Consider the following 17,034-nt stretch of genomic DNA (forward strand, 5'->3'; position numbering starts at 1 on the left):
GTGCTTGGCCGCCACATAGGCGCCCTTGAAGGGCGAGCCCACCAGGGCATGGGCCGAGGCGGTGTTGATGATGCGGCCCCACTTGCGGGCCTTCATGCCCGGCACCGCGGCGCGGATGGCGAGGAAAGCGGCGGTGAGGTTGATGGCGATGATGTTGTTCCAGCCATCGATGGGGAAGTCCTCGATGGGGGAGACGATCTGGATGCCGGCATTGTTCACCAGGATGTCGCAGGCGCCCAATTCGGTCTCGGCCAGCTTGATCATGCCGGCGATCTCGTCCGCCTTGAGCATGTTGGCCGGGGAGTAGAGCGCCTTGACGCCGAAATCGCTCTCGATCTTGGCGCGCTCGGTCTCGATGGCGGCGGCGTCGCCGAGGCCGTTGATGACCACATGGGCGCCTTCCGCCGCGAACGCCCGCGCATAGGCGAGCCCGATGCCGCTGGTGGAGCCGGTGACGACGGCGACCTTACCCTTGATCGACATGATCTATCTTCCTTGCGCGCTGGGGGGCTATCGCCCCGAAATATACCGCCCGTGTAGCGAAGGGGTATGACGCCTGCGTCACACCCGCGGGGGACGGCCCGCAGGGCGACCTTGCGACGGAAAGTTGCGTTTCGCAACGCATCCCGCAGCGTCAGCGCGGTCGGGCCGGTAATTTACGCGCGGGCATGGAAACCGCGGGCGGGCATCGCTACATTGTCCTCATGTCAGCCGATGCCCCCCAAGCCGACGCCCCAGTGGTGGCCAGCGCCACCGGCCACGACCATGGCCACGATCACGCGCACGACCATGACCACGGCCAGTGCGTGTCCGGCGCTTTGGCACGGGTGGAGAAATTGTGCGCCGACAAGGGCCTGCGCCTGACCCCGCTGCGCCGCAGCGTCATGCAGGCACTGGCGGAAAGCCATGTGCCGCTGGGCGCCTATGACATTGTCGAGCGCCTCGCCGCCCAGGGCGATCGCACCCCGGCCATGTCGGTCTATCGGGTGCTGGACTTCCTGGTGTCCGAGGGCCTCGCCCATCGCATCGAGAGCCGCAACGCCTTCCTGGCCTGCGGCCATGTGCATGACGCCGGCGACGTGGTGGTGTTCCTGATCTGCGAGACTTGCGGCGCCACCCAGGAGGTGGCCTCCCATGCCATCGGCCGCGACCTGGCCTGGGCGGCGCGCTCGGCCGGGTTCGAGCCGCGGCAACGGGTGCTGGAAGTGGCCGGCGCCTGCGCCCGCTGCCGCGCCCAGGGTTAGGGCGCGCAGCGCCCCGTTGACGGCGCGCGGGCGGACGCCTACCTGCAAGGCGCCGGTGGCGGGTTCTGACCCTGCGCTTCATGAGCCGGCACGGCTGTGCCGGCGAAGGACCGACCCGATGACGCACCCCATGACGCCGCCGCCCAGCGCCCCCGGTGTGATGCCCCCGGCCGAAGTGGCCGTGGTGCCCGATGATCTGTTGCAGGCCGGCCCCGCCGGGCGCCGCCGCACCGTTCCGGTGCCGGTGGGCAATGTGATCGTCGGCGGCGATGCGCCGGTGGCGGTGCAGTCCATGACCAATACCGACACCGCCGATATCGACGGCACCGTGCGCCAGGTGGCGGCGCTGTTCCGCGCCGGCTCGGAGATCGTGCGCATCACGGTCGATCGCGACGAGGCCGCCGCCGCCGTGCCGCGCATCAAGGAGCGCCTGCTGCGCCAGGGCATCGACGTGCCGCTGGTGGGCGACTTCCACTACATCGGCCACAAATTGCTGGCGGACCATCCCGCCTGCGCCAAGGCGCTGGACAAATACCGCATCAATCCCGGCAATGTGGGCTTCGGCACCAAGAAGGACCGGCAGTTCACCGCCATCGTCGAGACCGCCATCCGCCACGACAAGGCGGTGCGCATCGGCGCCAATTGGGGCTCGCTGGACCAGGAACTGCTCACCGCCTTGATGGACGAGAATGCCAAGCTCGCCCGTCCGGCCGAGGCGCGCGCCGTGACCCGCGAGGCGCTGGTGCGCTCGGCGCTGCTGTCCGCCGCGCTGGCGGAAGAGATTGGCCTGCCGCGCAACCGCATCATTCTCTCCGCCAAGGTCTCGGCGGTGCAGGATCTGATCGCGGTCTATACCGAACTGTCCCGCCGCGCCGATTATGCCCTGCATCTGGGGCTGACCGAGGCGGGCATGGGCTCCAAGGGCATCGTCGCCTCCTCCGCCGCCATGGGCGTGGTGCTGCAGGCGGGCATCGGCGATACCATCCGCGTCTCGCTGACCCCCGAGCCCAATGGTGACCGCACCCGCGAGGTGCAGGTGTCGCAGGAAATCCTGCAGACCATGGGCCTGCGCACCTTCGTGCCTTTGGTGGCGGCGTGCCCGGGCTGCGGGCGCACCACCTCCACCACCTTCCAGGAACTGGCCCAGGGCGTTCAGGACATGATCCGCGAGCGCATGCCGGAGTGGAAGAAGTCCTATCCCGGCGTGGAGGGGCTCAATGTGGCGGTGATGGGCTGCATCGTGAACGGGCCGGGCGAGAGCAAGCATGCGGACATCGGCATCTCGCTGCCGGGCACCGGGGAGATCCCCACCGCGCCGGTCTATATGGATGGCAAGAAGGTGGGCACCTTGCGCGGCCCCAACCTCCAGCTGGAGTTCCGCGCCATGGTGGAAGACTATGTGAAGCGCCGCTATGGCGTCGCCGTGGCGCCGGCAGCCCCGGTGGACGCAGCGGAATAAGCGTGATTCATGGGGAGCCGGCCGCTGCGGAATGGCCCGCCGGCCGGATGCCTCACGGATGCCCCCATGCGCCTCGCTGTTTTTGCCGCCTCGGCCTTGATCGCGTTCGGCCTCATGCCCGCAGGGGCGCAGGAGGCGGACACCACCAATCCCGCAGCGGTGAAGGCCGGCACCTATGTGCTGGACGCTGGCCATGCGCGGGTGGTGTGGAGTCTCAGCCATCGCGGCTTTTCCACTTATAGCGGCCTCTTGCCCGCCGCCTCGGGCACGCTGGTGCTCGACCCGGCCACCCCCGCCAACAGCCGAGTGGAGGTGACGCTCGCCAGCGCGGCGGTGGCCACCGCCGACGCCCGCTTCGATGCCCGCCTGAAGGGGCCGGACTTTTTCAATGCCGAGGCCTTCCCCACCATCCGCTTTGCCTCCACCGCGGTGGAGGCCACCGGCAGCACCGCCAAGGTGACGGGGGAGGTCACGCTTCTGGGCGTGACCCGCCCGGTGATCCTGGACGTGACCTTCCACAAGGCCGGCCTCAACCCCACCGACAAGCTCTATCACGTGGGCTTTGACGCCACCGGCACGCTGACGCGCTCCGACTTCGGCATGCGCTTCGGCCTTCCGGCCATCGGCGATGCGGTGAGCCTGCGCATCGAAGCGGAGTTCGTGCCGCAATAGGGTGGGGATTGACAGTTTAGGACAAGTGACCTAATCGCAGTTTAGGACGTTTGCCCTAGGCGCGGAGCGGCATGGCGAACGGTCACCGCCCGCAGGGAGCCTGTCGATGACCGCCGCCGATACCCGTCGTGAGATCGTGGATGTGGCGGACCGCCTCTTTTACGAACGCGGGTTCGAGGCCACGTCCTTTGCCCACATCGCCGCTGCCGTCGGCGTGTCTCGTGGGAATTTCTATTATCATTTCAAGTCGAAGGACGACATTCTCGCCGCCGTGATCGAGCTGCGGCTGGCCCGCACGCACGCCATGCTGGCGGCGTGGGCGGCCGATGGCGGCAAGCCGCAGGATCGCATCCGCAGCTTCATCCACATCCTGCTGGCGAACCGGGCGAAGATCATGTTGCACGGCTGCCCGGTGGGCACCTTGTGCAACGAGCTTTCCAAGCTCGACCATGCGGCCAAGGACGATGCCGCCCGCCTCTTCCTGCTCTTCCGCGACTGGCTGGCAGGGCAGTTCAGGGACTTGGGACGCGGCGCCGATGCCGATGCTTTGGCCCTGCACCTGCTGGCGCGCAGCCAGGGCGTCGCGACCCTCGCCACCGCTCTGCGTGATGAGGACTTCATCCACCGCGAGGTGGCAGACATGGACGCATGGCTGACAGCCCAATGCGCCTGATCTCCCTGCCAGACATGACCTTGCACGCGCCATTCCAAACGAGAGAGCCCACATGTTCATCGCCACCTTGAAATTCGCCGACAAGACCAAGGCCCCGGCCCTGCTCGAAGCCCACAACGCTTGGCTCCAACGGGGATTTGCGGACGGCGTGTTCCTGCTGGCGGGCAGCCTGCAGCCGAACGGCGGCGGCGCCATTCTCGCGCATCAGGCCTCACGCGCCGACTTCGAAGCCCGGCTCCAGCAAGATCCCTTCGTCGCGGAGGGCGTTGTGACGGTGGACTTCATTGAAGTGGCCCCCGGTCGGGTGGATGACCGTCTGGCATTCCTGAAGGACTGAGCCGATGGCCGCGACCCTTCCCGGCCCCGACGGGCGGCACCGCTGCAAGTGGTGCGCCGCCGCGCCGGCGTTTCTGGCGTATCACGACACCGAGTGGGGCTTTCCCGTTGCCGACGACCAACGGCTGTTCGAGAAGCTTTGTCTTGAAGCCTTTCAGTCGGGTCTCAGCTGGCGGACCATCCTCGACAAGCGGGAGAATTTCCGCACGGCGTTCCACGGCTTCGACTTCGATCGCGTCGCTCGGTTCACCGGCGACGACGTGGAGCGCCTGCACGCCAATGCCGGCATCGTGCGCCACCGGGGGAAGATCCAGGCGGTGATCACCAACGCCCAGCGGGCGCAGGAGATGGTGCGGCAGGAGGGCTCCCTCGCCGCCTACGTCTGGCGGTTCGAGCCCAAGGCCGAGGATCTGGCCGTGCCGCAGACCGCCTCGGTCTCGGCGGCGTCCATCGCCATGTCGAAGGATTTGAAGGCGCGGGGCTGGGCCTTTGTCGGGCCGACCACCGTCTATGCTTTCATGCAGGCCATGGGCCTCATCAACGACCATGCCGAGGGCTGCCATGTGCGCGCCGAAGCGGCCCGCGCGCGGGCCGCCTTCACGCCTCCGACCTAGCGCCTGACATCACCCCACCGGCCGGCGATCCTCGATGGTCTTGGCGTCGGCGGGCAAGGTGCCGGGGGCCAGCAGCACGAGGCGGCCGCGCAGTTTGGTGGCGGCGCGCAAATCGTCCAGCAACTGCTCCTGTGCCAGGGCTGCGGCGTCCGCCACTTCCACTTCCAGGATCATGTCGTCGCTGTCGCCGGCGCGCTCCACCACCAGGCGGGCCTTGGCGATCGCGGGGTGCTTCTTCACCGCGCCGGCCACCTGCACCGGATGCACGAACATGCCGCGGATCTTGGTGACCTGATCGGCCCGGCCCAGCCAGCCGCGCAGCCGCATGTTGGTGCGCCCACACGGGCTGAGGCCCGGCAGCACGGCGGACAGGTCGCCGGTGGCAAAGCGCACCAAAGGATAGTCCGCCTCCAGCAGCGTCACCACCACCTCGCCCACTTCGCCGATCTCCTCCACCGGATCGCCGGTGCCGGGGCGCAGGATTTCGATGATCAGATGCTCATCGGCGATCATGCCCTCTTGCGCCGGGCTCTCATAGGCCACCAGCCCCAGATCGGCGGTGCCGTAGCATTGCAGCGCGGCGATGCCCGCCGTCTTGAACTCCGCCCGCTGGGCGGGAAAGAACGCCTCGCCCGAGACTAAAGCCTTGGTGAAAGAGGATATGTCGCTGCCCTCCTCGCGGGCCTTGTCCAGCAGGATCTTCAGGAACGAGGGGGTGCCGCCATAGCCATGGGGCCGGATGTCGGCGATGGCGCGCAATTGCAGATCGGTCTGGCCCACCCCGCCCGGCACCACGGCGCAGCCGAGCGCATGGGCGCCGCTCTCGATCATCGAGCCGGCGGGGGTGAGATGGTAGGAGAAGCAATTGTGGACGATCTCGCCGGTGCGGAACCCGGCGGCGTGGAGCGCGCGGGCAAAGCGCCAATAGTCCGGCCGCCGGCCTTCGGGATCATAGATCGGGCCGGGGGACATGAAGATGCGCGCCATCTGCCCCGGCGCGGTGCCGTTGAGGCCGCCGAACGGCAGGCTTTTGGGCTGCAACTCCAGCAAGTCCGACTTGCGGGTGACGGGCAGGGTGGCCAGCGCCGCGCGGCTGGTGATGGCGGCGGGGTCCACGTCCTTGAGCAGGGCGCCGAAATAAGCGGATGTGGCCTTGGCGCGGGCGATCTGCGCCGGCAGCGCCATCATCAGCGCGGCCTCGCGCGCGGCGGGGGCGCGGGTTTCCAGGGCGTCGTAATAAGGACCGTCGGTCATGCGTGCGCTCTTTCCGTCCTTGCCACCGGGACGTTTCGCCGCCGGGCGCGTCTCTCATTCATTGGGGTGCCCGGCCCCGGCCGCTTCACCCCCTCCCTGCCCTCCCCCGCAAGGGGGGAGGAGCCCGCACCTTATGCGGCGCTGTTCCGCGGCGATGGTCCAGCAAGCCGTTCAGCCCTCCCGCGCAACCGGCTCCCTCCCCCCTTGCGGGGGAGGGCTGGGGAGGGGGGTGAAACGGCCTCCGTCAAAGCGCCGAAGCCATGAGCGCGGAACAATCTCACCCTCACAGCCAGCGCTTGCGCCGCTTGAACGACTTCAGATTCTTGAACGACTTGCGCTCGTCGCCGCCGCCCTGGCCGAGGTAGAATTCCTTCACATCCTCATTGGATTGCAACTGCTCGGCGGTGCCGTCCAGCACGATCTTGCCCTGCTCCATGATGTAGCCGGTATCGGCCACCGAGAGCGCCACGCGGGCATTCTGCTCCACCAGGAGGATGGTGACGCCCAGATCCTTGTTGAGCTGCTTGATGATGGCGAACACCTCCTTCACCAGCAGCGGCGAGAGGCCCATGGACGGCTCGTCCATCAGGATCAATTTGGGCCGCGCCATGATCGCCCGGCCGATGGCCAGCATCTGCTGCTCGCCGCCCGAGAGATAGCCAGCGAGGCCATTGCGCTCGCGCAGGCGGGGGAAATAGGCATAGACGCGCTCGATGTCCGCCTTCACGCCATTGTCGCGGCGGGTGAAGGCGCCCAGGCGCAGGTTTTCCAGCACCGTCATGTCGGAGACGATGCGCCGGCCCTCCATCACCTGGAAGATGCCGCGGCGCACGATGCGATCGGGCTCGATGCCCTTGATGGACTGGCCCTCGAAGCTGATGTCGCCGCGGGTGACCTCGCCATCTTCCGACTTCAGCAGGCCGGAAATGGCTTTCAGCGTGGTGGACTTGCCGGCGCCGTTGGAGCCGAGCAAGGCGACGATCTGGCCCTTCGGCACCTTCAGGGAGAGGCCGCGCAGCACCAGGATCACGTCATTATAGACCACCTCGATATTGTCCACCGACAGCAGCGGCGCGGCGGCGGCCTCGGGGGCTGGCGGGGCATCCATCTTCAGTGCGGCTTCGGCCATGGGGGCTCCGTTCAGCAACTGGTCAATAGGCAGAGACGACCGCCTCGGTCGTCATGCCCGGACGTGATCCGGGCATGACGCGTGACGAGGGCAATCTTGATCGACCGAAGGCTCACCAGCCCAGCAGGTCGGTCTTGCGCGGCAGGGTGATGGTGGCGACCTTGTCCAGCTTGACGGCGCCGGACTTCACCAGATCCGCCAGTTCGCCGTCCGCGGCGCCGCCGACCACGGCGCGATAGAGATCCACCGTCATGTTGGAGCGGTGGTCGGTGGCGGTCCAGGTGGAGGGGTTGCACACGCCCTCGGTGCCCTTGGGCACCCAATCCTTCTTCTGGTACATGCCCTCGGCGATCTTCGGCCCGGTGACGCCGCCATTCTTGTCGGCCCAGTCCATGGCTTCCTTCATATAGAGCACGGTGCAGACCGCGGTCATGTAATGCACCGAGCGATAGGCGGCGCCGGAGGGATCGGACATCTTGGAAATGTCCTTGAAGGTGGCCATCCCCGGCGCCGTGCCGGTCCAGGTGACGGCGGTGCGCACCGGGAACACCACGCCATTGGCGGCGGTGCCGGCGGCCTTCATGGCTTCCTCGCCCATGCCCCAGACATTGCCCAGGAACTGCACCTTCACGCCCGCGGTCTCACAGGCCTTAAGCACGGAGATGTTGGAGCCGGCGGTATTGCCCAGATAGGCATAATTGGCGCCCGCCTGCTTCAGGGTGAGGCACTGGGCGGTGTAGTCACCGGGGGTCAGAGCAAAGGTGATGGGCTCCAGCACGTCGAAGCCCAGTTCCTTGGCATAGGCCTCCGCCGCCGCCTTGGGCGAGTTGGGGTAGGGGTGGTTGGCGCCCATATGCACCCATTTGGGCTTGCCCTGGCCGCCCTTGGCCTTCCAGTCATCGGCGGCCCACTGCACCATGGCGCGGGCGGCGTCGGAATAAGACGGGCCGTAGAAGAAATTATACGGCGCGGCGCGCTCGCTCTTGGGGCTGCCCTTGCCGGTGGGGTCGGTGAGGGAGGCGGAATAGGAGCCGGAATAATAGGGGATCTGCTCCTTGGTCACCAAGGCCACCAGGGCTTCGGTGTCCGCCGTGCCCCAGCCCTGGATCGCCACCACCTTGTCGGAGCCGGAGGTCCATTTCTTGAACGCCGCCAAAGCGCGGGGCACCTGATAGCCATATTCGTTGAAGTCGGAATTGATGGTCTTGCCGTTCACGCCGCCATTCTTGTTGATCCAGGCGATGGTGTCCTGCACGCCCTGGCCATAGGGCTTGCCCACGTCCGAGGTGCCGCCGGAATAGTCGGCGAGATGGCCGATGTTGATGGACTGGGCAAGGGCCGGGCTGGCCGCGGTCAGCGCCAGCGCGGAAATGAGGGACAATGCGACCCGCTTCATGGACGTCTCCTTGGTGGTTTCCTCGACCGCTGCGGTGATCTGCGTCGCCGCTTCCGGTCTCCGTTTCAGATAATAGGCGTAAGCTCAGTAGGAGAAGGGATAGAGTTTCCAATAGGCCTTGATCTGGCGCCAGCGGTGGGCGAGGCCATCGGGCTCGAAGATCAGGAACAGGATGATGACGGCGCCGATCAGCATCTCGCGCATATAAGTGATGCCGTCTTTCAGATGCAGCACCTTGTCGATGGCGCTGCCCTGGAGCGCGCTGGCGAGCGCCCCGGTCAATTCCGGCAGGAGCACCATGAAGATGGTGCCCAGCAAGGATCCCATCACCGAGCCCAGGCCGCCGATGATGATCATGGCCAGGAACTGGATCGAGAACAGGATATCCAGCCCCTCCACCGACATGTAGCCGATGTAATGGGCATAGAGCGCCCCGCCGATGCCGGCATAGAAAGACGAGATGCCGAAGGCCATGGTGCGGTATTTGGTGAGGTTCACCCCCATCATCTCGGCCGAGAGATAATGGTCGCGGACCGCGATCAGAGCGCGGCCGTCGCGGCTGCGCATGAGGTTGGCGGCGCCCAGATACATCACCACGAAGAACACCAGCACCACATAGAAATAGCGGGCATCGCCGGAGAAATCGAAGCCCAATATGGTGAAGGGTGCCGCCACCGCCCCCGACGAGCCGCCGGTGAACCAGGTGGCGCGCACGAAGAAGTCCTGCAGGATGAACTGGGCCGCCAAGGTGGCGATGGCCAGATACAGCCCCTTCACCCGCGCCGCCGGCAGGCCGAACAAGAGGCCCACGGCGGTGGTCCACAGCCCGGCCAGGATGATGGCGATGGGCACCGGCACGCCGTGCTCGGCCAGGAAGGCGGAGGCAAAACCGCCGAAGCCGAAGAACACCGCATGGCCGATGGAGATCTGGCCGGAGAAGCCCACCAATATGTTCAGCCCCAGCGCCGCAATGCCCAGATAGCCGATCTGGATCAAGAGGCTGACCAGATAGCTGGACAGCAGCAGCGGCGCGAAGGCCAGCGCCACCACGCCGGCGGCGCAGCAGGCCATGGTGAGTCGGGTGGTGAACAGCGTCTGGTCGGCGCGGTAGCTGGAGCGATAATCGCCGCAGGGGCGTGAGGTATCGGCGGCCATGGGATCAGACCCTCTCGATGTCGCGGGTGCCGAACAGGCCGTACGGCTTGATCATCAGGATGATGATGAGGGCGTAGAAGGGCACGATCTCATAGAGGTTGCCCCATTTCAGATACTGGCTGTCCACATAGTGCGCGAGGTTCTCCAGCAGCCCCATGATGAGCCCGCCCACCACCGCGCCGAAGATGGAATCCAGGCCCCCCAGGATCACCGCCGGGAACACCTTGATGCCGAAGTAGGACAGCGCCGACGACACGCCGTTGACGATGCCCACCACCACCCCGGCCACCGCCGAGACGGCGGCGGAAATGCCCCAGGAGAGCGCGAACATCTGGCGCACCGAAATGCCCATGGATTGCGCCACTTGCTGGGAGAAGGCGGTGGCCCGCATGGCAAGGCCGATGCGGGAATATTTAAAGAACCAGGCAAAGCCGGCCATGATGGCCAGACTCACCCCGGTGGAGAGCAGATAGGCGCTCTGCACCTGCAAGCCGCCGATCTCCACCTTGGCCACCGGGAAGATGGGCGGGAACGGCTGAGCGAAGGTGCCGAACATCCATTTCATCAAGGCCTGAAAGAAGATGGACAGGCCGATGGTGACCATGATGACCGAGATGATCGGCTCGCCGATCAGCGGCCGCAGCACCAGCATCTGCAGCAAGAGGCCGAACACCATCATGAAGGCGATGGAGACCAGGAAGCCCCAGATGAAGGGGATCTGCCAGGCGGTCATGAGGTACCAGCAGGTCCAGGCGCCAATGAGCAGGAACTCACCCTGGGCGAAGTTCACCACCTGCGAGGCCTTGTAGATGAGCACGAAGCACATGCCCACCACGCCATAGAGCGTGCCGATGATGAGGCCGTTGATGATCAGTTGAATAAGCAGGGGAGAGATCATCGGGCGTCCCTCGGGAGGGGTGGGGCGGTGCGTGATGGGCGATGCGGCGTCAGGCGTAGGGGGCTCTGCGGATGGCGCGTGACGGCGGGGGCCGTTTCACCCCCCTCCCCAACCCTCCCCCGCAAGGGGGGAGGGGGCGCGTCACGCCGGGGGAGGAAGGTGCGCTCTGTTATGGCAGCGAGAGGGGTCGCGCGGGACGGTCCCCGCTGCAGGGCGCGGCGAACCCTCCCCCCTTGCGGGGGAGGGCAGGGAGGGGGGTGAAACGGCCGCCGCCGGGCGGGCTGGGGACTATTGCGCAACACGCTCATGCCGCCCTCCGCTTGCTTTCGCCCGTGGGCGGGGCGGCGGGGTCCAAGGCGATGACGTTCAGCACCGTGCGGATGCGCTGCTTGGTGCCGTCCTGGAAGGCGATGGTGGTGTCCACGTCGATGGTGCGCTCGCCGCGATACATGGCGTCGATGATTTCGCCATAGCGCTCGTTGATGACGCCTCGGCGCACCTTGCGGGTGCGGGTCAGCTCGCCATCGTCCGCATCCAATTCCTTGTAGAGTAGAAGGAATTTGGAGATGCGCTGCTTTTCCGCCAGCGTCCGGTTGACCTGCTCCACCTCGCGGCGGATCAATTCCGTCACCTCCGGGCGGGAGGACAGATCGGTATAGGTGGTAAACGAGATCCGGTTCTTCTCCGCCCATTTGGACAGGATGGGAAAGCGGATGCAGATGATGGCGGCGAGGCTCTCGCGCCCGTCGCCCAGCACCACCACTTCGGCGATGTAAGGCGAGAATTTCAGCTTGTTCTCGATATATTGCGGCGAGAAGCGGTCGCCCAAGGCGGTGCGGGCCATGTCGCGCACCCGGTCGATCACCACCAGATGGCCGCGCGGATCGAAAAAGCCCGCATCCCCGGTGCGCATCCAGCCGCCCTCTTCGAGCGATTTGGCGGTCTCCTCCGGGTTCTTGTAATAGCCGGAGAAATGGTTGGGATGGCGGGTGACGATCTCGCCCAGGCCATTGGCATCGGGATCGTCGATGCGGATATCCACGCCCGAGAACGGCACGCCCACGGTGTCGAAATCCACATCCGTGCCGGTGTGGAGCGTATAGGCGCCCAGCAGTTCGGTCTGGCCGTAGAGCTGGCGCATGGGCACGCCGAGCGCCAGGAAGAAGCGGAAGGTATCCGGCCCCAGCGCCGCGCCGCCGGTGGCGGCGGAGACCAGATGGGAAAAGCCCAGCCGGTCGCGCAGCGGGCGGAACAGGATGAAGTCGGCCAGCGCCGAGCGGCGCCCGGCGTCCAGGGCTTTCAGGCCCAGCTTCATGCCCACATCGAACATGAAGCGCTTGAGCACCGAGGCATCCATCATCCGGGCGCGCACGTCGGCGGCGATCTGCTCCCATACGCGGGGGGCGAACAGCACGAAGGTGGGGCCGATCTCGCGCATGTCGGCCATGGAGGTCTCGGGTTCCTCGACGAAATTCACCTTCATGCGCGACAGCAGCGCCTGCCCGAAGGCGTAGATCTGCTCCATGATCCAGGGCATCTGCAGCACGGAGACATATTCGTCCTGCGGCCCGCGCGGATCGGCGGCGAGATACGCCGTGCAGTGGCGCAGCATGGCGCCGCTGGTGAGCATGGCGAGCTTCGGGTGCGAGGTGGTGCCCGAGGTGGTGCACAGGATCGCCACGTCCGTGCCGGTGCCGGCATTGACCAGATCCGCATAGAGGCCAGGGCCCTGGCGATGGCGCTCGGCGCCGCGGGCTTCCACGTCCGCCAGCGCGATCAGGCGCGGGTCGTCATATTTGCGGATGCCGCGCGGGTCCGCATAGATGATGTGGCGGATGGTGGGGATCAGCTCGGAAAGCTGGAGCAGTTTGTCCACCTGCTCCTCGTCCTCGGCGAAGATCACCCGCACCTCGGCATAGGTGATGAGGTAGGACACCTCGTCCGCCAGAGCGTCGCGATAGATGCCCAGGGACTGGCCGCCCACCGCATGGATGGCGATCTCGCCCATCAGCCATTCCGGGCGATTGTCGCCGATGAGCGCGATCACCTCGCCGCGCTCCACCCCCAGATCCTGCAGGCCGAGGGCGATGTTCTGCACCCGGGCCGAGACCTGCTTCCAGGTATAGGCGTTCCAGATGCCCAGGTCCTTCTCCCGCAGCCACACCTCGTCGGGATATTTGGCGGCGTTGAGCGCCAGCAGCTTGGGGAAGGTGTCGTACACCGCCACGTCCGGCAGAGCGGCATTGACCGTCGCGGCGGCGCCGCTGCGGGTGATGCCGATGACGGTGGGGTTGGGGGTGGCGGCGGGGGTCGCGATGGTTTCGGTCTGGGAGGTGCTGGTCATGGCGGCCATCACGCGGACAGAGCTTCGGGGGCGGGCTCGATCTCGGGATCATCCTCGCCCAGATAGGCCTTGCGCACATGGGGATTGGCCAGCACCTCGGCGGGCGCGCCATGGGCGATCTTGCGGCCGAAATCCAGCACCATCACCCGGTGCGAAATATCCATCACCACCCCCATGTCGTGCTCGATCATGATGATGGTCATGCCCCATTCCTCGTTGAGATCGACGATGTAGCGGGCCATGTCCTCCTTCTCTTCGAGATTCATGCCGGCCATGGGCTCATCGAGGAGAATCAGCTTGGGCTCCAGCGCCACGGCGCGGGCCAGCTCCACCCGCTTGCGCAGGCCGTAGGACAAGGTGCCGGCGGTGGCTTTGCGCACATGCTGGATGTCGAGGAAGTCGATCACATCCTCCACCGCCTTGCGGTGTTCCAGCTCTTCCTTCTGGGCGCCGCCGAACCAATAGAGCGCGCCGCTGAGGAAGTTGTTTTTCAACAAATGGTGGCGGCCCACCAGAATGTTGTCCAGCACGCTCATGTGGTGGAACAGGGCCAGATTCTGGAAGGTGCGGCCGATGCCGATGGCGGCGCGCTTGTTCGGCTTCAGCCGCGTGATGTCGCGGCCTTCGAAATCGATGCGGCCGTCGCTGGGCGAATAGCGCCCGGAGATGCAGTTGAGCAGCGAGGTTTTGCCGGCGCCATTGGGGCCGATGATCGAGAACAGTTCGCCTTTTTCAACGGAAAAAGCCACCTCGCTCAGGGCCTTGAGGCCGCCGAAGCGCAGCGAAATGTCACGCACGTCCAGAAGCGTGGTGCCCAAGCCGTCCTCCCTCGATGTCGAGGGATGTCGCCGGCCTTTTGACCGTGCACCTCCCTCGTTATATTGCGCCCTATGTAGTTTTGGCGTGGGCGCCTGCTGTCCGATCATGGTGTCGGACTTGTCTACGGAAACAATCGAACGTTCTTTTTCTGTCGCGGTCAAGCCCTCCGATGGACCTGTCCGCTCTGTCGCGGGTGGCTTGCATCGCCGGCTGCGGGCGATCACTGTAGCCCGGTTCGCGGCGTTGGCCGCGTCGGTTCAATCCAACACCGAAGGCACCCCTGCGGCAAGTGTGTTCCGCCGGGACGGGTTGGGATCAGGGTCCGGGTCCGCCGCGCAAGACGGCGTCCCGCGGGGTGAGGGCGAAGGCGCCATGGCGCGTACGGTGGGGTCCAACGGCGTGCGCACGGCCCAGGCGATCCGCCAGGCCGGCGTGAAGCTGATCTATCAGCACGGCTACGAGGCCATGAGCCTGCGGCAGCTGGCGGCGGAGGTCGGCCTGCAATCGGGCTCGCTGTACAAATATTTCGAGAACAAGCAGAGCCTCTTGTTCGACATCGTCCGCGACCATATGGACGACCTCATGGCCAAGGCCGACGAGGCGCTGGCGGGGCTCACCGACCCCATGGATCGGCTCAAGGCCTATGTGGGCTTCCACCTGCGCTACCACATGACCCGCAAGGCCCACGTCTTCATCGCCAATATGGAGATCCGCAGCCTGGAGGATGAGCACCGCGGCGAGGTGGTGGCCATGCGGCGGCGCTATGAGGGGCTGCTGGACACCATCCTGCGCGATGGCGCAGCCCAAGGCGCGTTCAAGGTGGTGGACCCCCGCGTCTCCACTTATGCCATCATCTCCATGCTCACCGGCATCTGCATGTGGTACCGGCCCGAGGGCCGGCTCAGCCAGGACGAACTGGTGGCGATCTATACCGATCTGGTCACCGCCGGCGTGGCCGAGCCGGAGGCGGGGCTGGCCGAGGGGCAGGCCAGGGCCGAAGCGCAGCGGGCGCGGGCATAATTCCCCTTGCGGGGCAAATAAAAAAACGTACGATCGTTTCAAAGCCGGCGATGATCGGCAGCGGAGGAGACCTGTCCCAAGCCGTCCGGCCCCTCTGCGGCCGGCGCGCGGGCGCGCATCTTCCGCACAAGCCGGGTGGATAACGCTAATCGGGGCGAGGACGCTGCATGGCGATCATCGAGGATACGGTTGACCGCCGCTCGGAGGCGTTCCGGCGCAATCGCGACGCGCTTTCCGCCAGCGTGGCGGATCTGCGGACCCTGGTGGACCGCATCGCCGAGGGCGGCGGGGCGGTGGCCCGCGAGCGGCATCTCAAGCGCGGCAAGCTCTTGCCCCGCGACCGCATCCGCACCCTGATCGACACCGGGTCGCCATTCCTGGAGCTGTCGCAGCTGGCCGCCCACGGCATGTATGACGACGACATTCCCGCCGCCGGCATCATCACCGGCATCGGCCGGGTGTCGGGCCGCGAGTGCATGATCGTCGCCAATGACGCCACGGTGAAGGGCGGCACCTACTTCCCCATGACGGTGAAGAAGCATTTGCGCGCCCAGGCCATCGCCCGCGAAAACCATCTGCCGTGCATCTATCTGGTGGATTCCGGCGGCGCCAATCTGCCCAACCAGGACGAAGTCTTTCCTGACCGCGATCATTTCGGCCGCATCTTCTTCAATCAGGCCGGCATGTCGGCGGAAGGCATCGCCCAGATCGCCGTGGTCATGGGCTCCTGCACCGCCGGCGGCGCCTATGTGCCGGCCATGGCCGACCAGTCGATCATGGTGAAAAACCAGGCCACCATCTTCCTCGCCGGCCCGCCTTTGGTGCGCGCCGCCACCGGCGAGGTGGTCACCGCCGAGGAATTGGGCGGCGCCGACGTCCACACCCGCACCTCGGGTGTGGCCGACCACATGGCCGAGAATGACGCCCATGCGCTGGGCATCGCCCGCACCATCGTCGCCGATCTCAACCGCCGCAAGGATCATGGGCTGGAGATCCGCCCGCCGCGGCCGCCGCTCTATGATGCGGAAGAGATCTACGGCATCGTCTCGGAAGATCCCAAGAAGCCGTTCGATGTGCGCCAGATCATCGCCCGCATCGTCGATGGTTCGGAATTCGACGAGTTCAAGCCGCTCTACGGAACCTCATTGGTCACCGGCTTCGCCCATATCTTCGGCTATCCGGTGGGCATTATCGCCAATAACGGCATCCTGTTTTCCGAGAGCGCGCTGAAGGGCGCCCATTTCGTCGAACTGTGCTGTCAGCGGAACATTCCTCTGGTGTTCCTGCAGAACATCACCGGCTTCATGGTGGGCAAGAAATACGAGGCCGGCGGCATCGCCAAGGACGGCGCCAAGCTGGTGACGGCGGTGTCCTGCGCCAAGGTGCCGAAATTCACCGTGGTGATCGGCAACTCATTTGGCGCCGGCAATTACGGCATGTGCGGACGCGCCTATGATCCGCGCTTCCTGTGGATGTGGCCCAATGCCCGCATCTCGGTGATGGGCGGCGAGCAGGCGGCCAATGTGCTGGCGCAGGTGAAACGCGACGGCATCGAGGGCCGCGGCGGCACCTGGTCGGCCGAGGACGAGGCCGCCTTCAAGGCGCCGATCCAGGCCCAATATGAGGTGCAGGGCCATCCTTATTATTCCTCCGCGCGGCTGTGGGACGACGGCGTCATCGACCCCGCCGACACCCGCATGGTGCTGGCCTTGGCCATCTCCGCCGCGCTGAACGCCCCGGAACAGGAGACACGCTTCGGCGTGTTCCGCATGTGAGTGCGCTTCTGCGCACCGCGCCCGCCCGGCCGGCCGCCGCGCCCTTCCCCCCCAGCGCGCCCCACCCCCTCCCCCGGTGCGGGGGAGGGCTGGGGTGGGGGGTGAAACGGCCTCCGGTCGGCGCGCGCTCTGATGGGGGCACCGTTTCGCCGCTCTTACGCGTCCGCTTAGGTTCCGCCTCCGCCTCCGCCTTCCTCCGGCCGGTCGCCGATGGCACTCGTTTCACCCCCCTCCCTGCCCTCCCCC

The 17,034-nt window shown here is 66.3% G+C and carries 16 protein-coding genes; 8 read left to right on the forward strand and 8 right to left on the reverse strand.

Translation table 11 applies throughout. From position 1 onward, the window contains the following. Positions 1-486, reverse strand: a 486-nt coding sequence (locus AAG816_RS26210; protein WP_341992674.1) for an SDR family NAD(P)-dependent oxidoreductase, incomplete at its 3' end; no start/stop codon positions are given. Between the two features lie 218 nt (positions 487-704). Here AAG816_RS26210 and AAG816_RS26215 point away from each other — a divergent pair. From AAG816_RS26215 to AAG816_RS26240, 6 genes are all read left to right on the forward strand, one after another. Next, entirely contained in the window at positions 705-1,244 is a 540-nt protein-coding gene (locus AAG816_RS26215; protein ID WP_341992661.1) for a Fur family transcriptional regulator, read from the forward strand. A gap of 160 nt (positions 1,245-1,404) precedes the next feature. Beyond that, positions 1,405-2,703: a flavodoxin-dependent (E)-4-hydroxy-3-methylbut-2-enyl-diphosphate synthase gene (gene ispG / locus AAG816_RS26220; RefSeq protein ID WP_341992675.1), complete on the forward strand. Its 1,299-nt coding sequence runs from the start codon at positions 1,405-1,407 to the stop codon at positions 2,701-2,703. A gap of 66 nt (positions 2,704-2,769) precedes the next feature. Beyond that, a complete protein-coding gene (locus tag AAG816_RS26225) occupies positions 2,770-3,375 on the forward strand; it encodes a YceI family protein (protein WP_341992662.1) in 606 nt (201 codons plus the stop codon). A 106-nt stretch (positions 3,376-3,481) separates the two neighbouring features. Next, the gene (locus AAG816_RS26230) at positions 3,482-4,048 is read left to right on the forward strand and encodes a TetR family transcriptional regulator (RefSeq protein ID WP_341992663.1); all 567 of its coding nucleotides are present in this window, start codon (positions 3,482-3,484) and stop codon (positions 4,046-4,048) included. Positions 4,049-4,100: 52 nt separating this feature from the next. Then, complete coding sequence (locus AAG816_RS26235) at positions 4,101-4,385, forward strand: YciI family protein (RefSeq protein ID WP_341992664.1); 285 nt, start codon at positions 4,101-4,103, stop codon at positions 4,383-4,385. Positions 4,386-4,389: 4 nt separating this feature from the next. Further along, positions 4,390-4,998: a DNA-3-methyladenine glycosylase I gene (locus AAG816_RS26240; RefSeq protein WP_341992665.1), complete on the forward strand. Its 609-nt coding sequence runs from the start codon at positions 4,390-4,392 to the stop codon at positions 4,996-4,998. A 9-nt stretch (positions 4,999-5,007) separates the two neighbouring features. On the opposite strand, the gene AAG816_RS26245 is transcribed toward AAG816_RS26240, so the two are convergent. The 7 genes from AAG816_RS26245 to AAG816_RS26275 all read right to left on the reverse strand — a co-directional run bounded on the left by AAG816_RS26245 (position 5,008) and on the right by AAG816_RS26275 (position 13,971). Beyond that, positions 5,008-6,252: a phenylacetate--CoA ligase family protein gene (locus AAG816_RS26245; protein WP_341992666.1), complete on the reverse strand. Its 1,245-nt coding sequence runs from the start codon at positions 6,250-6,252 to the stop codon at positions 5,008-5,010. Between the two features lie 283 nt (positions 6,253-6,535). Beyond that, on the reverse strand, positions 6,536-7,381 hold the full coding sequence (locus tag AAG816_RS26250) for an ABC transporter ATP-binding protein (RefSeq protein WP_341992667.1): 846 nt from the start codon (positions 7,379-7,381) through the stop codon (positions 6,536-6,538). 112 nt (positions 7,382-7,493) lie between these two features. Beyond that, positions 7,494-8,777, reverse strand: a complete 1,284-nt coding sequence (locus AAG816_RS26255) for an ABC transporter substrate-binding protein (RefSeq protein WP_341992668.1) — start codon at positions 8,775-8,777, stop codon at positions 7,494-7,496. A gap of 84 nt (positions 8,778-8,861) precedes the next feature. After that, positions 8,862-9,932, reverse strand: coding sequence for a branched-chain amino acid ABC transporter permease (locus tag AAG816_RS26260; protein ID WP_341992669.1), 1,071 nt, complete (start codon positions 9,930-9,932; stop codon positions 8,862-8,864). Positions 9,933-9,936: 4 nt separating this feature from the next. Continuing rightward, positions 9,937-10,830: a branched-chain amino acid ABC transporter permease gene (locus AAG816_RS26265; RefSeq protein ID WP_341992670.1), complete on the reverse strand. Its 894-nt coding sequence runs from the start codon at positions 10,828-10,830 to the stop codon at positions 9,937-9,939. Between the two features lie 304 nt (positions 10,831-11,134). Continuing rightward, on the reverse strand, positions 11,135-13,174 hold the full coding sequence (locus tag AAG816_RS26270; protein WP_341992671.1) for a long-chain fatty acid--CoA ligase: 2,040 nt from the start codon (positions 13,172-13,174) through the stop codon (positions 11,135-11,137). A gap of 8 nt (positions 13,175-13,182) precedes the next feature. Further along, positions 13,183-13,971, reverse strand: coding sequence for an ABC transporter ATP-binding protein (locus tag AAG816_RS26275; protein WP_341992676.1), 789 nt, complete (start codon positions 13,969-13,971; stop codon positions 13,183-13,185). A 394-nt stretch (positions 13,972-14,365) separates the two neighbouring features. Between AAG816_RS26275 and AAG816_RS26280 the strand changes: the two genes are divergently transcribed. Both AAG816_RS26280 and AAG816_RS26285 read left to right on the forward strand, forming a co-directional pair. Next, positions 14,366-15,013 carry a TetR/AcrR family transcriptional regulator gene (locus AAG816_RS26280; RefSeq protein ID WP_341992672.1) on the forward strand — a complete coding sequence of 216 codons (648 nt, stop codon included), beginning with the start codon at positions 14,366-14,368 and terminating at the stop codon, positions 15,011-15,013. Between the two features lie 167 nt (positions 15,014-15,180). Further along, the gene (locus tag AAG816_RS26285) at positions 15,181-16,788 is read left to right on the forward strand and encodes a carboxyl transferase domain-containing protein (protein WP_341992673.1); all 1,608 of its coding nucleotides are present in this window, start codon (positions 15,181-15,183) and stop codon (positions 16,786-16,788) included. The last annotated feature ends 246 nt before the right edge of the window (positions 16,789-17,034 follow it).

It is taken from the genome of Azorhizobium sp. AG788 (genome assembly GCF_943371865.1).
Classification (GTDB): Bacteria; Pseudomonadota; Alphaproteobacteria; order Rhizobiales; family Xanthobacteraceae; genus Azorhizobium.